Source organism: Huaxiibacter chinensis, assembly GCF_022171985.1.
GTDB classification, from domain to species: Bacteria; Pseudomonadota; Gammaproteobacteria; order Enterobacterales; family Enterobacteriaceae; genus Enterobacter; species Enterobacter chinensis_A.
This window is the reverse complement of the sequence record NZ_JAJVHF010000007.1, coordinates 65399-83974: the sequence shown is the minus strand read 5'-3', so window position 1 is coordinate 83974 and position 18576 is coordinate 65399. Positions and strand designations below refer to the sequence as shown.

20 protein-coding genes are annotated in these 18576 nt (G+C 55.7%); 14 read left to right on the top strand and 6 right to left on the bottom strand.

The genetic code is table 11. From position 1 onward, the window contains the following. The 4 genes from speB to yqgG all read right to left on the bottom strand — a co-directional run bounded on the left by speB (position 1) and on the right by yqgG (position 3485). Entirely contained in the window at positions 1-921 is a 921-nt protein-coding gene (speB, locus tag LZP96_RS16355) for an agmatinase (RefSeq protein ID WP_059307233.1), read from the bottom strand. Between the two features lie 209 nt (positions 922-1130). Then, positions 1131-3107, bottom strand: a complete 1977-nt coding sequence (gene speA / locus LZP96_RS16350) for a biosynthetic arginine decarboxylase (protein WP_064327328.1) — start codon at positions 3105-3107, stop codon at positions 1131-1133. 8 nt (positions 3108-3115) lie between these two features. Continuing rightward, entirely contained in the window at positions 3116-3247 is a 132-nt protein-coding gene (gene yqgB / locus LZP96_RS16345) for an acid stress response protein YqgB (RefSeq protein ID WP_071892438.1), read from the bottom strand. A 94-nt stretch (positions 3248-3341) separates the two neighbouring features. After that, positions 3342-3485 carry a small protein YqgG gene (yqgG, locus tag LZP96_RS24295; protein ID WP_442358638.1) on the bottom strand — a complete coding sequence of 48 codons (144 nt, stop codon included), beginning with the start codon at positions 3483-3485 and terminating at the stop codon, positions 3342-3344. Positions 3486-3967: 482 nt separating this feature from the next. Between yqgG and metK the strand changes: the two genes are divergently transcribed. From metK to ruvX, 8 genes are all read left to right on the top strand, one after another. Continuing rightward, positions 3968-5119: a methionine adenosyltransferase gene (gene metK, locus LZP96_RS16340; RefSeq protein ID WP_064327330.1), complete on the top strand. Its 1152-nt coding sequence runs from the start codon at positions 3968-3970 to the stop codon at positions 5117-5119. A 367-nt stretch (positions 5120-5486) separates the two neighbouring features. Then, positions 5487-6884, top strand: a complete 1398-nt coding sequence (gene galP, locus LZP96_RS16335) for a galactose/proton symporter (RefSeq protein ID WP_064327331.1) — start codon at positions 5487-5489, stop codon at positions 6882-6884. Positions 6885-6942: 58 nt separating this feature from the next. After that, positions 6943-7440: a SprT family zinc-dependent metalloprotease gene (locus LZP96_RS16330; protein WP_064327332.1), complete on the top strand. Its 498-nt coding sequence runs from the start codon at positions 6943-6945 to the stop codon at positions 7438-7440. A gap of 94 nt (positions 7441-7534) precedes the next feature. Further along, entirely contained in the window at positions 7535-8242 is a 708-nt protein-coding gene (endA, locus tag LZP96_RS16325; RefSeq protein WP_064327333.1) for a deoxyribonuclease I, read from the top strand. Positions 8243-8348: 106 nt separating this feature from the next. Continuing rightward, a complete protein-coding gene (gene rsmE, locus LZP96_RS16320; RefSeq protein ID WP_064328185.1) occupies positions 8349-9080 on the top strand; it encodes a 16S rRNA (uracil(1498)-N(3))-methyltransferase in 732 nt (243 codons plus the stop codon). 39 nt (positions 9081-9119) lie between these two features. Next, positions 9120-10067, top strand: coding sequence for a glutathione synthase (gene gshB, locus LZP96_RS16315; RefSeq protein WP_064327334.1), 948 nt, complete (start codon positions 9120-9122; stop codon positions 10065-10067). Positions 10068-10149: 82 nt separating this feature from the next. Next, positions 10150-10710, top strand: coding sequence for a YqgE/AlgH family protein (locus tag LZP96_RS16310; protein ID WP_064327335.1), 561 nt, complete (start codon positions 10150-10152; stop codon positions 10708-10710). Further along, a complete protein-coding gene (ruvX, locus tag LZP96_RS16305) occupies positions 10710-11126 on the top strand; it encodes a Holliday junction resolvase RuvX (protein WP_064327336.1) in 417 nt (138 codons plus the stop codon). Before LZP96_RS16310 ends, ruvX begins: the two co-directional genes overlap by 1 nt. 117 nt (positions 11127-11243) lie before the next feature. Here ruvX and LZP96_RS16300 read toward each other — a convergent pair whose 3' ends face one another. After that, positions 11244-11936, bottom strand: a complete 693-nt coding sequence (locus tag LZP96_RS16300) for an IclR family transcriptional regulator (RefSeq protein WP_064327337.1) — start codon at positions 11934-11936, stop codon at positions 11244-11246. Between the two features lie 67 nt (positions 11937-12003). Here LZP96_RS16300 and LZP96_RS16295 point away from each other — a divergent pair, with 67 nt between their 5' ends. Further along, positions 12004-14262, top strand: coding sequence for an FAD-dependent oxidoreductase (locus LZP96_RS16295; RefSeq protein ID WP_064327338.1), 2259 nt, complete (start codon positions 12004-12006; stop codon positions 14260-14262). Here LZP96_RS16295 and LZP96_RS16290 read toward each other — a convergent pair. After that, positions 14259-15239 (bottom strand): type IV pilus twitching motility protein PilT, encoded by a 981-nt coding sequence (locus tag LZP96_RS16290; protein ID WP_064327339.1) that lies wholly within the window; start codon positions 15237-15239, stop codon positions 14259-14261. The genes LZP96_RS16295 and LZP96_RS16290 overlap by 4 nt on opposite strands. Before the next feature lie 17 nt (positions 15240-15256). On the opposite strand from LZP96_RS16290, the gene LZP96_RS16285 reads away from it, so the two are divergent. From LZP96_RS16285 to hemW, 5 genes are read left to right on the top strand one after another with little or no spacing between them, the layout of a single operon-like run. Continuing rightward, positions 15257-15958, top strand: a complete 702-nt coding sequence (locus LZP96_RS16285) for a YggS family pyridoxal phosphate-dependent enzyme (RefSeq protein WP_064327340.1) — start codon at positions 15257-15259, stop codon at positions 15956-15958. A gap of 21 nt (positions 15959-15979) precedes the next feature. Then, positions 15980-16546: a YggT family protein gene (locus LZP96_RS16280; protein ID WP_064327341.1), complete on the top strand. Its 567-nt coding sequence runs from the start codon at positions 15980-15982 to the stop codon at positions 16544-16546. Beyond that, on the top strand, positions 16543-16833 hold the full coding sequence (gene yggU / locus LZP96_RS16275; RefSeq protein WP_064327342.1) for a DUF167 family protein YggU: 291 nt from the start codon (positions 16543-16545) through the stop codon (positions 16831-16833). The genes LZP96_RS16280 and yggU overlap by 4 nt, the downstream gene beginning before the upstream one ends. An 8-nt stretch (positions 16834-16841) precedes the next feature. Beyond that, a complete protein-coding gene (locus LZP96_RS16270; RefSeq protein WP_064327343.1) occupies positions 16842-17435 on the top strand; it encodes an XTP/dITP diphosphatase in 594 nt (197 codons plus the stop codon). Continuing rightward, the gene (gene hemW / locus LZP96_RS16265) at positions 17428-18570 is read left to right on the top strand and encodes a radical SAM family heme chaperone HemW (protein WP_064327344.1); all 1143 of its coding nucleotides are present in this window, start codon (positions 17428-17430) and stop codon (positions 18568-18570) included. The genes LZP96_RS16270 and hemW overlap by 8 nt, the downstream gene beginning before the upstream one ends. Positions 18571-18576: the final 6 nt, after the last annotated feature.

Sequence of the window (18576 nt, the reverse complement as noted above, 5' to 3'; positions counted from 1 at the left end):
TTATTCGCCTTTTTTCGCCGCCTGGATGTAAAGCATTTCCAGAGCGAGGGTGGCCGCCGCCAGAGCCGTGATTTCTGACTGGTCGTAAGCCGGAGCCACTTCCACCACGTCCATCCCCACGATGTTCAGATCCTTCAGGCCGCGCACCAGTTTAATGGCGCGGTCTGAGGTCAGGCCGCCGATGACCGGCGTACCGGTGCCCGGTGCAAACGCCGGATCCAGGCAGTCGATATCGAAGGTCAGGTACACCGGCATATCGCCTACGATCTGCTTCACCTGGGCGATGATGTCGTCCACGCCGCGATCGTTCACCTGGCCGGCGTCCAGCACGGTGAAACCATTGTCTTTATCGAACTCGGTACGGATACCAATCTGCACCGAGTGATTCGGATCGATCAGCCCCTCTTTCGGCGCGGTGAAGAACATGGTGCCATGGTCGAATTCACAGCCGTTCGCGTAGGTGTCGGTATGCGCATCAAAATGCACCAGCGCCATCTTACCAAAGTGCTTCGCATGCGCGCGCAGCAGCGGCAGCGTAACGAAGTGGTCGCCGCCGAAGGAGAGCATACGCTTGCCTGCCGCCAGCAGCTTCTCGGCGTGGGCCTGCAGCTTTTCGCTCATCTCGCGTGCGTCACCGAAGGCATACACCAGATCGCCACAGTCAACCACGTTCAGGCGCTCGCGCATGTCGAAGTTCCACGGGAAGCGGTTATGCTCCCAGGCCAGGTTGGTAGAAACCTGACGAATTGCCGCCGGACCATGGCGCCCACCGGCACGACCGGACGTGGCCATATCGAAAGGCACGCCGGTGATGACCCAGTCGGCATCGCTGTCGTACGGCTGGAAGTTCATCGGAAGGCGTAAAAAACCAAACGCATTCGATACCAGAGAGTTATCGTACTGATGACCTAAAGTGCTCATGTCCTGACCTCTTTCAACGTCGATACATTAAAAACAGATGAAAAAAAATCCCCTCCGCGTCGTTAAACCCGACGAGGAAGGGATTGATTCGTAAATCGCTTATTGGGGCGAATTATCGCCGTTAATTCATACGGGTTCAAGAGAGTATAGGCGATGGGACCGCCTGGTGCTCTGACCCTGCTCCCTCCCACCGGGAGAGAGCGGTTTCCTTACTCGTCTTCGAGGTACGTGTACCCGTACAGACCTGCTTCAAACTCTTCCAGGAACTGCTGCTGAAGCGCCGCGTCCAGATCGGTGTTTTTCACCTGATCGCGGAACTGGGTGAGCAGTTTTTTCGGATCCAGCTGCACGTACTCCAGCATGTCGGCGACAGTATCGCCCTCATCCGACAGCTCCACTTCCACGTTGCCGTCAGGGAAGACAAACACGTCAACCGCTTCGGTATCCCCGAACAGGTTATGCATGTTGCCTAAAATTTCCTGATACGCCCCGACCATAAAGAAGCCCAGCATTGGCGGGTTCTCTGGATCGTATTCCGGCATTGGCATGGTGGTCGCAATACCGTCACCGTCGACGTAGTGATCGATAGCACCGTCGGAATCACAGGTGATATCCAGCAGTACCGCACGGCGCTCCGGCGCACGATTCAGCCCTTCCAGCGGCAGAACCGGGAACAGTTGATCGATACCCCAGGCGTCCGGCATGGACTGGAACAGCGAGAAGTTGACGTAGATTTTATCCGCCATACGTTCCTGCAGTTCGTCGATGATAGGACGATGCGCACGGTTGCTCGGATCGAGCTGTTTCTGCACTTCATGGCACATATTCAGATACAGCTGTTCCGCCCACGCACGTTCCTGAAGGCTGAACGAACCTGAAGAGTAACCGACATGGATATCGTGAAGATCCATCTGGCTGTCGTGCAGCCATTCGCGCAGGGAGCGGCGCGTGCCCGGTTCGTGCATCTCCTGCCAGGTTTCCCACATATTTTGCAGGGAACGCGGTGCATCATCCTGCGGCGGCGTGGCTTCGGAAATTTCGCTACGCTCAACGCCGATAATATTCGACACCAGCACGGTGTGATGCGCCGTTACGGCACGACCGGATTCAGTGATTACCGTGGGATGCGGTAACCCGTGTTCTTCACAGGCGTCGCCAATCGCCCAGATAATGTTGTTGGCATATTCGTTCAGGCCGTAGTTAACGGAGCAGTCAGACTGCGAGCGGGTTCCTTCATAGTCGACACCCAGACCGCCGCCGACGTCAAAGCACTGAATATTCACGCCAAGCTTGTGCAGCTCAACGTAGAACCGCGCCGATTCACGCACGCCCGTTGCGATATCGCGAATGTTCGCCATCTGCGAACCAAGGTGGAAGTGCAGCAGCTGGATGCTGTCCAGACGACCGCGTTCACGTAACATTTCGACCAGTTGCAGAACCTGGTTGGCCGCCAGCCCGAACTTGGATTTTTCGCCGCCGGACGACTGCCATTTACCGGAGCCTTGCGACGCCAGACGCGCACGCACGCCCAGGCGCGGAACAACGTTCAGACGCTCGGCCTCTTCCAGCACGATGGCAATTTCGGACATCTTCTCGATGACCAGATAGACCTTGTGGCCCATCTTCTCGCCAATCAGCGCCAGTCGAATGTATTCGCGGTCTTTATAGCCGTTACAGACGATCACCGAGCGGGTCATGCCAGCATGTGCCAGTACGGCCATCAGTTCGGCTTTAGAGCCCGCTTCCAGTCCCAGCGGTTCGCCGGAATGAATGAGAGATTCGATCACGCGGCGGTGCTGGTTCACCTTGATCGGGTAAACCAGGAAGTAGTCACCGTTATAGCCATAGGATTCACGCGCACGCTTAAACGCCGCGTTGATGGAGCGCAAACGGTGTTGCAGAATCTGTGGGAAGCAGAACAGTGCAGGCAGACGCTGCCCCTGCGCTTCACGCGCTTTCACAAGGCTTGCAAGATCGACGCGCGCTTCCGGTACATCAGGATCCGGGCATACGGTGATATGGCCCAGTTCGTTGACGTCGTAGTAGTTATTGCCCCACCAGGCAATATTGTAAGTGCGTAGCATCTTGCTGGCTTCCTGGGAGCTCATCGCAACCTCCTGCATAGAACGTAGTACACCCTGTTCGCCTGCTGACGAAGGCGAAAGCGAAGACATGTCGTCAGACATAGCGAACCTCAACTTATTGTATTCAGTGTAAAACAGTTGACTACTATCGCAGCGAAAAACTGCGATAACAACCCATAAACGACCCGGGCACTCAGCAGATTATGCTGAATACGAGGCCGTGCGACCGGTTTCTTATTCATATCATTGTAAACACGTAACCGAACTTAAGTATGACAAGGTTCGGCGAAACCACGAGAAAACTCCTGAATTAACAAGAGCGCCCTTGTTCAGTTTTCACAAAGCGTGACCGGCCCTGGAATCCTGAGAAGCACCGAGATGGGTATAACATCGGCAGGTTTGCAGACTAGAAATGCGGGTTGCGGAAATCAAATGCGCGCCAGAACGGCTGCGCTGAATTAGCGGAAAACGATGGTTCATTATCTCGTATCACCTCCACGGCCGCTCCTGTTGAAACGGACCACAAGCTAAAGCTAAAAATTCACTGCTTAACCCGGCTGGAAGTGGCGACACGATGAATTCATCGAGCGCTTATTGGTTATCTGCCTGTGCGTTCCTGTTTCAGGAATTTTTACCTGAAAACAACGTCAGACCGATACGAGCCGCGCGCCGCGTTTTATACCGAGAACAGGGGTAAAAAGCAAAAGATAATTGCGTACGTTGTCACCACCGTCAGGAAATATTTCCAGCAGAAAGATCAACAGGGTGAGACCGAAGTCAAAAAACACTGGAAATCGGGCGAAGAACTGACCTAAAATAGCCGTCCAGATGTTAATCCATCCATACTGATTAACACTCAGACTGCCAGTGTCATTAACCTGCAGGCCTTGGTAGAATCATCTCCTATGGCTCTTCCGCACAGCAGTTTGAGCTAACCAAATTCCTCTTAGGTGAAATAAAAAATGGCAAAACACCTGTTTACGTCCGAGTCCGTATCAGAAGGACATCCTGATAAAATCGCTGACCAAATCTCCGATGCGGTGCTGGATGCGATCCTCGAACAGGATCCTAAAGCGCGCGTTGCGTGTGAAACCTACGTCAAAACCGGCATGGTTCTGGTAGGCGGCGAGATCACCACCAGCGCGTGGGTGGATATCGAAGAGATCACCCGTAACACGGTGCGTGAAATCGGCTACGTGCATTCCGATATGGGCTTTGACGCCAACTCTTGCGCCGTATTGAGCGCGATCGGCAAACAGTCTCCGGACATCAACCAGGGCGTCGACCGTCAGGACCCACTGGAACAGGGCGCGGGCGACCAGGGCCTGATGTTTGGTTATGCCACCAACGAAACCGACGTGCTGATGCCAGCGCCAGTCACCTACGCACACCGTCTGGTGCAGCGTCAGGCTGACGTGCGTAAAAACGGCACTCTGCCCTGGCTGCGTCCTGACGCAAAAAGCCAGGTGACCTTCCAGTACGACGACGGCAAAATCGTGGGTATCGACGCGGTCGTGTTGTCTACCCAACATGCTGAAGATATCGATCAGAAATCCCTGCAAGAAGCGGTGATGGAAGAGATCATTAAGCCCGTTCTGCCCGTCGAGTGGCTGAACGCGTCCACCAAATACTTCATTAACCCGACGGGCCGTTTTGTTATCGGTGGTCCTATGGGCGACTGCGGTCTGACCGGACGTAAAATCATCGTTGATACCTACGGCGGCATGGCGCGTCACGGTGGCGGTGCGTTCTCAGGTAAAGATCCGTCTAAGGTTGACCGTTCTGCTGCCTACGCTGCACGTTATGTGGCGAAAAACATCGTGGCTGCGGGTCTGGCTGACCGTTGTGAGATTCAGGTTTCTTACGCGATCGGCGTGGCTGAACCCACTTCCATCATGGTTGAAACCTTCGGAACGGAAAAAGTGCCGACCGAGCAACTGACCCTGCTGGTACGTGAGTTCTTCGACCTGCGTCCATACGGCCTGATTCAGATGCTGGATCTGCTGCACCCAATCTACAAAGAAACCGCTGCATACGGTCACTTTGGTCGCGAACATTTCCCATGGGAAAAAACCGACAAAGCCGCTCTGCTGCGTGATGCTGCCGGCCTGTAAATTACGACCGCCAGTAAAAAAGGCCAGCCTCGTGCTGGCTTTTTTGTTTTTCTCGTCGGGACTGCGGCGCCTGACCAGACGATAAATGAAACCGCTTACACCCCATCCTTAATGCCGCGCTTTCAGAATAATCTCTTTGCATGATCTAACTTCATATGCTGTTACATTCCGTTTCAGTTAAGTCTGAATTTTATGCAAACGGGATGCGCATCAACTCTTTTACCTCTATATTTTCAAAGCTTTAATAAATTTTACAGGATTGCGGTAGTGTAACCGATTACACCAATGTGATTAGTCTCACATATTTTTACGCCGCACTGGCCTAACCTTTACATTGATAAAACTGATAACCCAACTGGAGGGCATAATGCCTGACAATAAAAAACAGGGGCGTACGTCCAATAAGGCAATGACATTTTTTGTCTGCTTTCTCGCAGCCCTCGCAGGATTACTGTTCGGCCTGGATATCGGCGTGATTGCAGGGGCATTGCCCTTCATCACTGATGAATTCCAGATTAGCGCGCACACGCAAGAGTGGGTCGTTAGCTCCATGATGTTTGGTGCTGCCGTGGGTGCTGTAGGCAGCGGCTGGCTCTCTTATCGCCTCGGGCGTAAAAAGAGCCTGATGATCGGGGCGATCCTCTTTGTGGTCGGTTCACTCTGCTCTGCCGCGGCACCAAACGTGGAAGTTCTGATTATCTCCCGCGTGCTGCTGGGCCTGGCAGTGGGTGTAGCCTCTTACACCGCCCCGCTCTACCTGTCTGAAATTGCCCCGGAAAAAATCCGCGGCAGTATGATCTCCATGTATCAGCTGATGATCACCATCGGGATTTTGGGTGCCTATCTGTCTGATACCGCCTTCAGCTACAGCGGCGCATGGCGCTGGATGCTGGGCGTCATCATCATTCCGGCCATTTTACTGCTGATTGGCGTCTTCTTCCTGCCAGACAGCCCGCGCTGGTATGCCGCGAAACGCCGCTTCCACGACGCAGAACGCGTGCTGTTGCGCCTTCGCGACTCCAGCGCGGAAGCAAAAAATGAGCTGGATGAGATCCGCGAAAGCCTGAAGGTCAAACAGACCGGCTGGGCGCTGTTCAAAGAAAACAGCAACTTCCGTCGTGCGGTGTTCCTGGGCGTGCTCCTGCAGGTGATGCAGCAGTTCACCGGCATGAACGTCATCATGTATTACGCGCCTAAAATCTTTGAACTGGCAGGCTATACCAACACTACCGAGCAGATGTGGGGAACCGTTATCGTTGGTCTGACGAACGTTCTGGCGACCTTCATTGCGATTGGGCTGGTGGACCGCTGGGGTCGTAAACCGACGCTCACGCTGGGCTTCCTGGTCATGGCTGTCGGCATGGGCGTGCTGGGTACGATGATGCATCTGGGCATCCACTCGCCATCGGCGCAGTACTTCGCCGTCGCGATGCTCCTGATGTTTATCGTTGGCTTCGCCATGAGTGCAGGTCCGCTGATTTGGGTACTGTGTTCTGAGATCCAGCCGCTGAAAGGCCGCGATTTTGGTATCACCTGTTCAACGGCCACCAACTGGATTGCCAACATGATCGTCGGTGCAACCTTCCTGACCATGCTGAACACGCTGGGCAACGCCAATACCTTCTGGGTGTACGGCGGTCTGAACCTGCTGTTCATCGTGCTGACGCTGTGGCTGGTGCCTGAAACCAAACACGTGTCGCTGGAACACATCGAACGTAACCTGATGAAAGGTCGTCCTCTGCGCGAAATTGGCGCACGCGACTAATCTCCCGAGGGGAGGCGCCCCTTGCGCCTCCCCGCTCCACGTTTTATGCTCTGCCCCTATGAAAACACCCCGTCTTCCTCTCGCCCTCCAGCTTGCCGTCATGCGCTGTCTGCGGGATAAACTCGCCCAGGCTAATCTCAAGCTGGGGCGCACCTACCCCGAACCCAAAATGGTTTATCGTCAGCGCGGAACGTCGGCGGGCACCGCCTGGCTCGACGCGTATGAAATCCGGCTGAATCCCGTATTAATGATGGAAAACCAGCAGGCCTTCATCGACGAAGTGGTGCCTCACGAGCTGGCGCATTTACTGGTATGGAAACACTTTGGTCGCGTGGCGCCCCACGGTAAAGAGTGGAAATGGATGATGGAAGAGGTTCTTGGCGTGCCGGCCCGCCGGACGCATCAGTTCCAGCTGGAATCGGTACGGCGCAATACGTTCCCCTATCGCTGCACGTGCCAGCAGCATCAGTTAACCGTCCGCCGCCATAATCGGGTGGTGCGAGGAGAAGCGACCTACCGCTGCGTGAAATGCGGGGAGCCGCTGGTAGCAGAATAATCGGTAGAACCATCAGGAACTTTCGTGATCTGCCTGATTGCATACAGGAGCAACTTTCGTTACGTTGCGGGCTCGTTTTGACACGGAGTTCACGATGTCCCGTAATCTCTCCTTCGCGGTCGCTCTTCTGGCGACGGCATTTTCAGGCCATGTTCTGGCCGACGGTATCAAGAGTTTCTCTCAGGCAAAAGCCGCTGGCGTGAAGGTGAACGCCGACGTTCCCGGTGATTTCTACTGCGGCTGCAAGATTAACTGGCAAGGTAAAAAAGGGGTCGTGGATCTTGAATCCTGCGGCTATAAAGTGCGCAAAAATGAAAATCGCGCCAGCCGTATTGAATGGGAGCATGTGGTTCCCGCGTGGCAGTTTGGCCACCAGCGCCAGTGCTGGCAGGATGGCGGACGTAAAAATTGTGCCAGGGATCCGGTCTATCGTCAGATAGAGAGCGACATGCATAACCTGCAACCCGCCGTGGGCGAAGTGAACGGCGATCGCGGCAACTTTATGTACAGCCAGTGGAACGGGGGCGAAGGCCAGTATGGTCAGTGCGGCATGAAGGTCGACTTCAAAGAGAAGCTGGCAGAACCGCCCGCCCGCGCCCGTGGCAGCATTGCCCGCACCTACTTCTATATGCGCGATCGCTATGACCTGAATTTGTCGCGCCAGCAGACCCAGCTCTTCAACGCCTGGAATAAACTTTATCCTGTGACCGACTGGGAGTGCCAGCGCGACGAGCGGATTGCTAAAGTTCAGGGGAATCATAACCCGTATGTCCAGCGGGCTTGCCAGGCGCAAAAGAGCTAACCTACACTAGCGGCAATTGTTAACAGGTTTCCCCCACCTTCCCCCTCTCCTGCCAGGCGAGCGGGGAAAACGTGCCGGGACTCAGCTCTTGATGGACGTCTTAACTATGCGTGTTCCTCGTATTTATCACCCTGAATGCATTACCGCTGGCAGCGACATTGCGCTGTCTGAAGACGCCGCTAACCACGTTGGCCGCGTGCTGCGTATGAGTGCAGGTCAGTCGATTCAGCTATTTGATGGCTCAAACCAGGTCTTCGACGCGCAAATCATCCGCGCCGATAAGAAAAGCGTCCAGGTCACTATCCTGGGCGGTGAAACGGACGATCGTGAATCCCCGCTGCATATTCATCTGGGCCAGGTGATGTCACGCGGCGAAAAAATGGAATTTACCATCCAGAAATCGATCGAACTTGGGGTAAGCCTCATTACGCCACTTTTTTCTGAGCGTTGCGGCGTTAAACTGGATGCTGAACGTCTGAACAAAAAGATCCAACAGTGGCAGAAAATCGCTATCGCAGCCTGTGAGCAGTGCGGCCGTAACCGCATCCCGGAAATCCGTCCCCCGATGGATCTCGAAGCCTGGTGTGCCGAAGAAGAGTCGGGCCTTAAGCTCAACCTTCATCCACGCGCCAGCGCAAGCATTAACACGCTGCCGCTGCCGGTCGAACGCGTTCGCCTGCTTATTGGTCCCGAAGGGGGCCTTTCGGCTGATGAAATAGCAATGACGGCCCGCTACCAGTTTACTGATATTCTGTTGGGACCTCGCGTTCTGCGCACTGAGACAACGGCACTCACTGCCATCACCGCGCTTCAGGTGCGGTTTGGCGATCTGGGTTGAAGCTAAGCCTGACCGATTAGGCTTTTAACGGAGATGAACATGATCAAGCTCGGCATCGTGATGGACCCCATCGCAAACATTAACATCAAGAAAGACTCCAGCTTCGCTATGCTGCTGGAAGCGCAGCGTCGCGGCTATCAGCTTCATTATATGGAGATGAGCGATCTTTACCTGATCAACGGTGAAGCCCGTGCGCGCACGCGTATCGTTAACGTCGAGCAGAATTACGATAAATGGTATGAGTTCGGTTCCGAGCAAGACCTGCCGCTCGCCGAGCTTGATGTGATCCTGATGCGTAAAGATCCGCCGTTTGACACCGAATATATCTACTGCACGTATATCCTTGAACGCGCAGAAGAAAAAGGCACGCTGATCGTTAACAAACCGCAGAGCCTGCGCGACTGTAACGAAAAATTGTATACGGCCTGGTTCTCCGATCTGACGCCTGAAACGCTGGTGACGCGCAGTAAAGCCCAGCTTAAAGCCTTCTGGCAGAAGCACACCGATATCATCCTCAAACCGCTCGACGGCATGGGCGGTGCATCTATTTTCCGTGTTAAAGAAGGCGATCCGAATATTGGCGTTATCGCCGAAACGCTGACCGAGCACGGCACCCGCTACTGCATGGCGCAGAACTATATTCCGGCCATTGTGGACGGCGACAAGCGCGTGCTGGTTGTGGATGGCGAGCCGGTACCTTACTGCCTGGCGCGCATTCCGCAGGGCGGCGAAACCCGGGGTAACCTGGCGGCTGGCGGCCGTGGCGAACCTCGCCCACTGAGCGAAAGCGACTGGGAAATCGCCCGTCGTGTTGGACCGATGCTGAAAGCGAAAGGCCTTATCTTTGTCGGTCTGGATATCATCGGCGATCGCCTGACGGAAGTGAACGTCACCAGCCCCACCTGCATCCGCGAAATCGAAGCCGAATTCCCTGTTTCCATTACCGGTATGCTGATGGACGCTATTGAGAAACGATTAGTGAAGTAATACACCAATAAGTGACAGCGTTCTCATTTGTACGCATACTGAACGCTGTTGCTTTTTAAACCAGGAAACAGAACCTCTGACAATGAATTTACAGCATCACTTTCTGATTGCCATGCCTGCTCTCCAGGACCCCTTTTTTCGTCGTTCCGTAGTCTATATCTGCGAATACAATGAAGACGGTGCGATGGGGATTATCATTAATAAACCGCTGGAAAATCTGCAAATCGACGGCATTCTGGATAAGCTGAAGATCGCTTCAGAAGATCGCCTTCCGGAGATCCGCCTCGATAAACCGGTGATGCTGGGTGGCCCCCTGGCGGAAGATCGCGGGTTTATCCTTCATACGCCGCCGGGTTTTTCCTCCAGCATTCGCGTGTCTGACAATACGGTCGTCACCACCTCGCGCGACGTGCTCGAAACGCTGGGTACGGCCAGCCAGCCTACAGACGTGCTGGTTGCGCTCGGATATGCTTCGTGGGAGAAAGGTCAACTGGAGCAGGAGATCCTCGATAACGCGTGGCTCACCGCCCCCGCCGATCTGAATATTCTGTTTAAGACCCCCATTGCGGACCGCTGGCGCGACGCGGCAAAACTGATTGGTATTGATATCCAGACGATGCCTGGCGTTGCGGGGCACGCGTAATGAGTGGCACCCTTCTCGCATTCGATTTTGGTACCAAAAGTATTGGCGTGGCTATTGGTCAGCGCATCACCGGTACCGCGCGCCCGTTGACCGCGCTAAAGGCGCAGGACGGCACGCCGGACTGGACGCTGATCGAACGCCTGCTCAAAGAATGGCAGCCCGATGAGGTTATTGTTGGCCTGCCGTTAAACATGGACGGTACCGAGCAGCCGCTCACTGCCCGTGCGCGTAAGTTCGCCAATAAAATTCACGGACGTTTCGGAGTGGCTGTTAAGCTTCATGACGAGCGTCTGAGCACCGTTGAAGCCCGTTCCGGCCTGTTTCAACAGGGTGGATTCCGTGCGCTTAACAAGGGCAGCATTGATTCTGCGTCCGCTGTGATTATCCTCGAAAGCTTCTTCGAACAGGGTTACTGACCCGAGCCGATTTGCCCGCGTTGCCGGGCAAAATCTTTTTATCTCTCGATCCTGCTCACACTTCCCGGTCTCCTTTTTGCATCTTCCCGAGTGTTTCTATAAAAGAAACATAGTGGCTTATGCGCTTTCTAACAGTTGGGCATTCAGTGCATAAAGCTCTTTCAGACGCGCCTGTATCACGGCATCGCCAGGTTGCCACATGCCGGCAAAGGCCAGCGCAGCGTGGTGTGCTCCGACCGGTTGCGCCATGGAGACCTCTCCGTCTTCGTGGTGCCAGACGACATGCCCCTGTTCGCGCTGCTGAGCCACATACGGCGCCAGGCTGGACCACTGTTCAGGCGTCAATCTGGCTGTTAACTGCTCGTCGCTTTCGGCAGCCAGTAGCGACATGCCAATAACCGATTGCCAGGCGGGCAGCATATGGAAGCCCGCTAAAGCCTGACTGGTCGGGCTGCCGGGAACGGAGTGCCAGATGTAAATCACCTGGTCTTCCCAGAGAACCCCGAGCGCCACAACGATATCCCGTGGTGCCAGGCGCTCAAGCTTGGGCAGCGCACTGGAGAAGAGTCTGGAGCCACGAATCGACTGCGCGGCTAATGCGTGGATACCCGGGCCGGGTAAATAGCGGCGTTGCTCATCCTGCATCGTCAGGCCAATGGAGGCCATGGTCATCAGTAAACGGTTCACGCGTGTCGTGTTGATTCCCATCAGACGCGACAGTTCGCGGCAGCCAATGGCGCGATCGCTTGAGACCAGATATTGCAGACAGCGTATGCCGTCAATCAGGCTTTGATTCGGTTGTGATGACATAGCAGTTTTTATTCGATTTAGAAGTGAATGCGTCGATTCTACAGCCAGTTCAGAAGGATACAAGGTAATGAAAATCTATCCGCAAAATGATGCCAGAACCTTCCCCGTGACTTCGCTTACGGCCGACCTGCTGGTTGCCGGCGGCGGGCTTGCCGGGCTATGCGCGGCGCTCGCAGCGGCCCGGGACGGACTGAACGTTGTGCTCATTCAGGACAGGCCCGTGCTGGGCGGTAACGCCTCAAGCGAAGTGCGCCTGTGGGCTAACGGTGCCACCTCGCATATGGGCAACAATAACCGCTGGGCGCGTGAAGGCGGCATTATGGGTGAGATCATGGAGGAGAATCTCTGGCGCAACAAAGAGGGAAACCCGGTGATGTTTGACCTGGTCCTGCTCGATCTCGCCAAAAGCCAGCCGGGACTGACGCTGCTGTTGAATACCGCCGTTTACGACATCGAGAAACAAGGCTCACGCATCACTGCCGTCAGCGCGTTTAATGCCATCAACGAGACGTTTTACCATGTTCAGGCCGGGCAGTTTTGCGATGCAACCGGCGACGGCGTGCTGGGTTTCCTCGCAGGAGCAGAGTTTCGTGAAGGGGCGGAAGATATCGACGAACTGGGCGAAAAAATGGCCCCCGGCGATCGCTTCGGCCATAAGCTTGGCCATTCGATTTACTTCTATACCAAACGCACTTCCGGGCCGGTTAAGTTTGTGGCCCCCTCCTTCGCCCTGAAAGACATCACCGAGATCCCCCGCTACAGACGTCTTACCTCGACGCTCAACGGCTGCGACCTGTGGTGGCTGGAGTGGGGCGGGCGTCTTGATACCGTACATCAAAGCGAAGAGATCAAATGGGAGCTGTGGAAAATCGTCTGGGGCGTCTGGGATTACATTAAAAACTCCGGTGAATTCCCTGATGCGGATAACCTGACGATTGAATGGGTCGGCGCGATCCCCGGCAAACGGGAGAGCCGCCGGTTTATGGGCGATCATCTGCTTTGCCAGCAGGACATCATCGAGCAGCGCGATCATTACGATGCCGTGGCCTACGGCGGGTGGTCGATTGACCTGCACCCAGCCGACGGCGTTTACAGTACCCATGATGGCTGCCGTCAGTTTCACAGCAAGGGCACCTACACCATTCCGTTTCGATCGCTCTATAGCCGTTCGCTGGATAACCTGTTCCTGACCGGCAGGCTGATTTCCGCCTCGCACGTCGCCTTCGGCAGCGCCCGCGTGATGTGCACCTGCGGTGTGCTTGGCGAAGTCGTCGGGCGCGCGGCGGCGCTGTGTCATGCTCAACACCTCACGCCCAAAATGCTGGCCGACCCCGGGCGCATTGGCGCACTGCAACAACAGCTGCAGGCGACAGGCTGCTATATCCCGCGCCAGCGGCTGGAAAACCCGGCGCAGGGGGCAACCGTCACCACCAGCAGTGAATTTATACTCTCCACCCTGGAGCAGAACGGAGAGTGGCTGTCGCTAGGCGCCAGAATGGCAGTCGTTATGCCGGTAAAAAGCTGCGAGCCTTTTCCTGACATTACCTTCCGCCTGCGTTCGACTGCCCCGCAATCAATCGGCGTGTCGCTGCTGGGCAGTATGAAAGCAGGCAATTTCACCCCTGACCTGGAGTATGCTCGTTGCAGCTTAGCCTTAGCGGATGAACAGGATCACCGCTGCACCTTTGCCTGGACAAGCGATCGCGATCAGTATGTGTTTATCGCCTTTGATGCCTGCGATAGCGCTGAAATTGCGCTGACCGACGTGCATCTGCCCGGTTTAATGACCGTCTTCAATAGCCTTAACGCGCGCGTGGCAAAACATACCCGTCAGGTGGTCGAGGGGGATTTTGGCGTGGACGAATTCGACTTCTGGCTTCCGCGCCGCCATCCGCATCAGGTCTTCCCCGCTCTGCGGCTGAGTACGCCTATGCGCTGTTATGCCGCAGGGCAATTACTGAATGGTCACCTTCGTCCGGAGCAGCAAACCAACGGATGGATCCCCGCCGATGATGATCTCTCTCCGCAGGTCGTCTGGCGCTGGGCGAACCCGCAGGAAATCCGTAGCCTGACGCTAATCCAGGACCATGATTTCGATAATGCGATGGAGACGGTGCAAATGGGCCATCATCAGGCCGTTACGCCCCACTGCATTACGCATTACCGACTGTGGGCCGATGAACAAATGATTAGCGAGGTGGAGCATAACCATCATTCCGTCTGCGAGCATCACCTGCCTGCCCCCATCATGGCCCGTGAAGTGAAGATGGAGATCCTTGCCACTGCCGGCAGACGGCCTGCGGTCTACGCTCTGCACGTTCGTTAGAGTCGCCCCTGTGCCCGGCGCTCTGCCAGGCTCTGGTCAAAATTCTGCATTCCTGCCTGTTGCCCGGTTTGAATGACGCCGGGCAACTGCCAGGTTTTGCCTTCGCGAATCAGGTTTGCCGAAGCCGGCGTATTGACCAGCATTTCATACAGCGCCACGCGCCCTCCCTGCACGTCCCGCAGCAACTTCTGGGCCAGGACTGCCCGCAGGCTGCCTGCCAGCTGATTGCGTACCGGATCTTTCTCCTGCGCGGGAAAGGTATCCACCAGCCGTTCGATGGCCTGCGCCGCGCCGCGGGTATGCAGCGTGGCGAGCACCAAATGCCCGGTTTCTGCCGCCGTGAGTGCCTGGCGGATCGTCTCGCTGTCGCGGAGTTCTCCGATTAAAATGACGTCCGGATCTTCACGCAGCGCGGCGCGTAACGCGTCGGAAAACGACGGACAATTAAGGCCAATTTCACGCTGATGTATCAGGCATCGTTCGCTGTGATAGATAAACTCCACCGGATCTTCCAGCGTCAGCAAATGCCCGTCGAGATGGTGATTGAGATAATCCACCATCGCCGCGAGGGTGGTGGATTTGCCGCTGCCCGTGGCGCCGGTCACCAGAATCAACCCGTTGTCATAGGTCAGCAGCTCGGGAATCACCCTGGGCGCACCTAAATCGGCGAGCGTTGGGCACGCGCGCGGCAGCAATCTTAAGGTCAGGGACATACCGGTAAGGTGCAAAAAGGCGCTGGCGCGCAGCCGCTGCCCCGAGTCCAGCGCAACCGCGAAATCCACATGACCATTGGCCCACCACGCGCCCTGCTGCTCGTCGTTAAGCCACGCTTTCAGCAGCTGCGCAATATCTGGCGACGGAAATGGCGCAGGCTCCAGGTCGCCCTGCCTTCGCCAGCGCGGTGGCGAATCACTGCACAGGTGTAGATCGGAGACGTTATGCTTTACACTAAGGGCCACAATTTCTTCCATATCCATACGACACTCCCCGGAAAATGAACGACATTGCGCATAACCTGACACAGGTCAGGAACAAAATCTCAGCCGCTGCAATGCGTTGCGGCCGTGCTTCAGAAGAAGTCACGCTGCTTGCAGTCAGCAAAACGAAACCTGCGAGTGCGATCGCAGAAGCGATTGACGCAGGCCACCGCGCCTTTGGCGAAAATTACGTTCAGGAAGGTGTGGAAAAAATTCGCCATTTTCAGGCATCGGGAATTGGCGATCTGCAGTGGCACTTTATCGGTCCCTTGCAGTCGAACAAAAGCCGTCTGGTCGCAGAACATTTTGACTGGTGCCACACCGTCGATCGTCTGCGCATCGCCACGCGCTTAAGCGAGCAACGCCCTTCAGGCATGACCCCGCTTAACGTACTGATTCAAATCAATATCAGCGATGAAAACAGCAAATCCGGCATTGCGCTCTCTGCCCTTGACGAACTGGCGGCGCAGGTCGCTGAACTGCCGGGCTTAACGCTTCGCGGTTTGATGGCAATTCCGGCCCCTGAGTCAAGTTATGAAAGGCAGTTTGCGGTAGCCCGGCAAATGGCGGTAGCATTTGAGGCGCTTAAAGCACACTACCCTACGGTAGACACGCTTTCACTGGGCATGTCGGACGATATGGAAGCCGCTATCGCGGCAGGCAGCACTATGGTGCGCATCGGCACAGCCATTTTCGGTGCGCGCAACTACTCCCAATAATAAGGAAACCTGAGGAACGCCATGAAGACGTTGACCTTCCTGCTCTCAACGGTCATTGAACTGTATACGATGGCGCTTTTGCTGCGCGTCTGGATGCAGTGGGCCCGCTGTGATTTTTACAATCCGTTCTCACAGTTTGTCGTGAAAATCACGCAACCTGTCATCGGCCCGTTACGCCGCATTATTCCTGCGATGGGGCCTATTGACAGCGCTTCGCTGCTGGTCGCTTTTATTCTGTCCGTGGTGAAAGCCATCGTGCTGTTTATGGTGATCACCTTCCAGCCGATTATCTGGATTGCCGCGGTTTTGATCCTCCTGAAAACCATTGGCTCGCTCATTTTCTGGGTCCTGCTGGTCATGGCGATCATGAGCTGGGTGAGCCGTGGCCGCAGCCCGGTTGAGTTTGCAATGATTCAGCTGACGGAACCGCTGCTGCGCCCGATTCGTAATTTGCTGCCTTCAATGGGCGGTATCGACTTCTCCCCGATGATTCTGGTACTGCTGCTTTATGTGCTGAATATGGGCATCGCCGAACTGTTACAGTCAACGGGCAACATGCTGCTGCCGGGGCTGTGGATGGCGCTATGAGTGCGGTCAGCGCCTGCACTGACGGGCTGGTTTTACGGCTGTATATTCAGCCGAAAGCCAGCCGGGACAGCATTGTCGGTTTGCATGGCGACGAGCTAAAAGTCGCCATTACCGCCCCGCCGGTGGATGGTCAGGCAAATGCGCATCTGACCAAATATCTGGCAAAACAGTTTCGGGTGGCGAAAAGCCAGGTCATCATAGAAAAGGGTGAACTGGGCCGCCATAAACAGGTAAAAATCCTTCATCCGCAAAATATCCCGACGGAAGTCGCGGCACTGACAGAGTAGGAAAAACAATGCAAAAAGTGGTTCTCGCTACCGGTAACGCCGGTAAGGTGCGCGAGCTGGCCTCGCTATTAAATGATTTCGGCCTGGATGTGGTAGCACAGACGGAGCTCGGCGTAGAATCCGCCGACGAGACCGGCCTGACCTTTATTGAAAATGCGATCCTGAAAGCGCGCCATGCCGCGCAGGTGACGGGACTGCCCGCCATCGCTGACGACTCGGGACTGGCGGTGGACTTTTTAGGCGGCGCACCGGGGATCTACTCCGCGCGCTATTCTGGTGCTGATGCAACCGACCAGCAGAATCTGGAAAAGTTGCTGGTGGCACTGGAAGGCGTGCCTGACGCCCAACGGCAGGCACAGTTCCATTGCGTGCTGGTTTACCTGCGCCACGCCGAAGATCCCACGCCGATTGTCTGCCACGGCAGCTGGCCCGGGGTGATTGCCCGTGAATCCTCCGGTAACGGTGGCTTTGGTTACGATCCCATTTTCTTTGTCCCCTCTGAGGGCAAAACCGCTGCGGAGCTCACCCGCGAAGAGAAAAGCGCGATTTCCCACCGTGGACGCGCCCTGAAACTGTTACTGGAAGCACTGCGTAATGGCTAATTTGCCACCCCTGAGTCTTTATATTCACATCCCCTGGTGCGTGCAGAAATGCCCGTACTGTGATTTCAACTCGCACGCGCTGAAGGGTGAAGTGCCGCATGATGACTACGTTGCGCATCTGCTGGCCGACCTGGATGCCGATGTACCTTACGCACAGGGACGTGAAGTTAAGACCATTTTCATTGGTGGCGGTACGCCGAGCCTGCTTTCTGGCCCGGCGATGCAGACGCTGCTGGACGGCGTGCGTGCGCGGCTGAATCTGGCGGCAGATGCTGAAATTACAATGGAAGCCAACCCCGGCACCGTAGAAGCCGACCGTTTTGTCGACTACCAGCGAGCCGGTGTGAACCGCATCTCCATTGGCGTGCAGAGTTTTAGCGAACCGAAATTAAAACGTCTTGGTCGTATTCACGGTTCGCAAGAGGCCAAACGCGCCGCGAATCTGGCGACAGGGCTGGGGTTGCGAAGCTTTAACCTTGATTTGATGCACGGTCTGCCGGACCAGTCGCTTGAAGAGGCGCTGGATGATTTACGCCAGGCCATTGCGCTGAATCCTCCACACCTTTCCTGGTATCAGCTGACCATCGAACCCAACACCTTGTTTGGATCGCGTCCGCCCAAACTGCCCGATGACGATGCGCTGTGGGACATCTTTGAGCAGGGCCATCAGTTATTGAGTGCCGCGGGTTATCAGCAATACGAAACCTCTGCGTATGCAAAACCGGGGTATCAGTGTCAGCACAACCTGAACTACTGGCGCTTTGGTGATTATCTGGGGATTGGCTGTGGCGCGCATGGTAAAGTGACCTTCCCGGACGGGCGCATTTTGCGTACCGCGAAGACGCGGCATCCACGCGGCTATATGGAAGGCCGTTACCTGGAACGCAGCCATGACGTCGAGACGGAAGATAAACCTTTTGAGTTCTTTATGAACCGCTTCCGTCTGCTGGAACCGGCACCACGCGCGGAGTTTACGCTCTATACCGGCTTGTCAGAGTCGGTGATCCGTCCGCAAATTGACGAGGCCCTGGCGAAAGGGTATCTCACAGAGTGCGAGCATTTCTGGCAGATCACCGAGCACGGCAAACTGTTCTTAAACTCCCTTCTTGAGCTGTTCCTCGCCGAAGGATCCTGAAGACGG

Coding starts and splice junctions, on each gene's coding strand:
- ruvX (WP_064327336.1), top strand. CDS start 10,710: ATGAGTGGCACCCTTCTCGCATTCGATTTTGGTACCAAAAGTATTGGC.
- LZP96_RS16285 (WP_064327340.1), top strand. CDS start 15,257: ATGAACGACATTGCGCATAACCTGACACAGGTCAGGAACAAAATCTCA.
- LZP96_RS16290 (WP_064327339.1), bottom strand. CDS start 15,239: ATGGATATGGAAGAAATTGTGGCCCTTAGTGTAAAGCATAACGTCTCC.
- yggU (WP_064327342.1), top strand. CDS start 16,543: ATGAGTGCGGTCAGCGCCTGCACTGACGGGCTGGTTTTACGGCTGTAT.
- LZP96_RS16295 (WP_064327338.1), top strand. CDS start 12,004: ATGAAAATCTATCCGCAAAATGATGCCAGAACCTTCCCCGTGACTTCG.
- LZP96_RS16330 (WP_064327332.1), top strand. CDS start 6,943: ATGAAAACACCCCGTCTTCCTCTCGCCCTCCAGCTTGCCGTCATGCGC.
- hemW (WP_064327344.1), top strand. CDS start 17,428: ATGGCTAATTTGCCACCCCTGAGTCTTTATATTCACATCCCCTGGTGC.
- speA (WP_064327328.1), bottom strand. CDS start 3,107: ATGTCTGACGACATGTCTTCGCTTTCGCCTTCGTCAGCAGGCGAACAG.
- endA (WP_064327333.1), top strand. CDS start 7,535: ATGTCCCGTAATCTCTCCTTCGCGGTCGCTCTTCTGGCGACGGCATTT.
- metK (WP_064327330.1), top strand. CDS start 3,968: ATGGCAAAACACCTGTTTACGTCCGAGTCCGTATCAGAAGGACATCCT.
- LZP96_RS16280 (WP_064327341.1), top strand. CDS start 15,980: ATGAAGACGTTGACCTTCCTGCTCTCAACGGTCATTGAACTGTATACG.
- LZP96_RS16300 (WP_064327337.1), bottom strand. CDS start 11,936: ATGTCATCACAACCGAATCAAAGCCTGATTGACGGCATACGCTGTCTG.
- LZP96_RS16270 (WP_064327343.1), top strand. CDS start 16,842: ATGCAAAAAGTGGTTCTCGCTACCGGTAACGCCGGTAAGGTGCGCGAG.
- LZP96_RS16310 (WP_064327335.1), top strand. CDS start 10,150: ATGAATTTACAGCATCACTTTCTGATTGCCATGCCTGCTCTCCAGGAC.
- yqgB (WP_071892438.1), bottom strand. CDS start 3,247: ATGAATAAGAAACCGGTCGCACGGCCTCGTATTCAGCATAATCTGCTG.
- yqgG (WP_442358638.1), bottom strand. CDS start 3,485: ATGAACCATCGTTTTCCGCTAATTCAGCGCAGCCGTTCTGGCGCGCAT.
- speB (WP_059307233.1), bottom strand. CDS start 921: ATGAGCACTTTAGGTCATCAGTACGATAACTCTCTGGTATCGAATGCG.
- galP (WP_064327331.1), top strand. CDS start 5,487: ATGCCTGACAATAAAAAACAGGGGCGTACGTCCAATAAGGCAATGACA.
- gshB (WP_064327334.1), top strand. CDS start 9,120: ATGATCAAGCTCGGCATCGTGATGGACCCCATCGCAAACATTAACATC.
- rsmE (WP_064328185.1), top strand. CDS start 8,349: ATGCGTGTTCCTCGTATTTATCACCCTGAATGCATTACCGCTGGCAGC.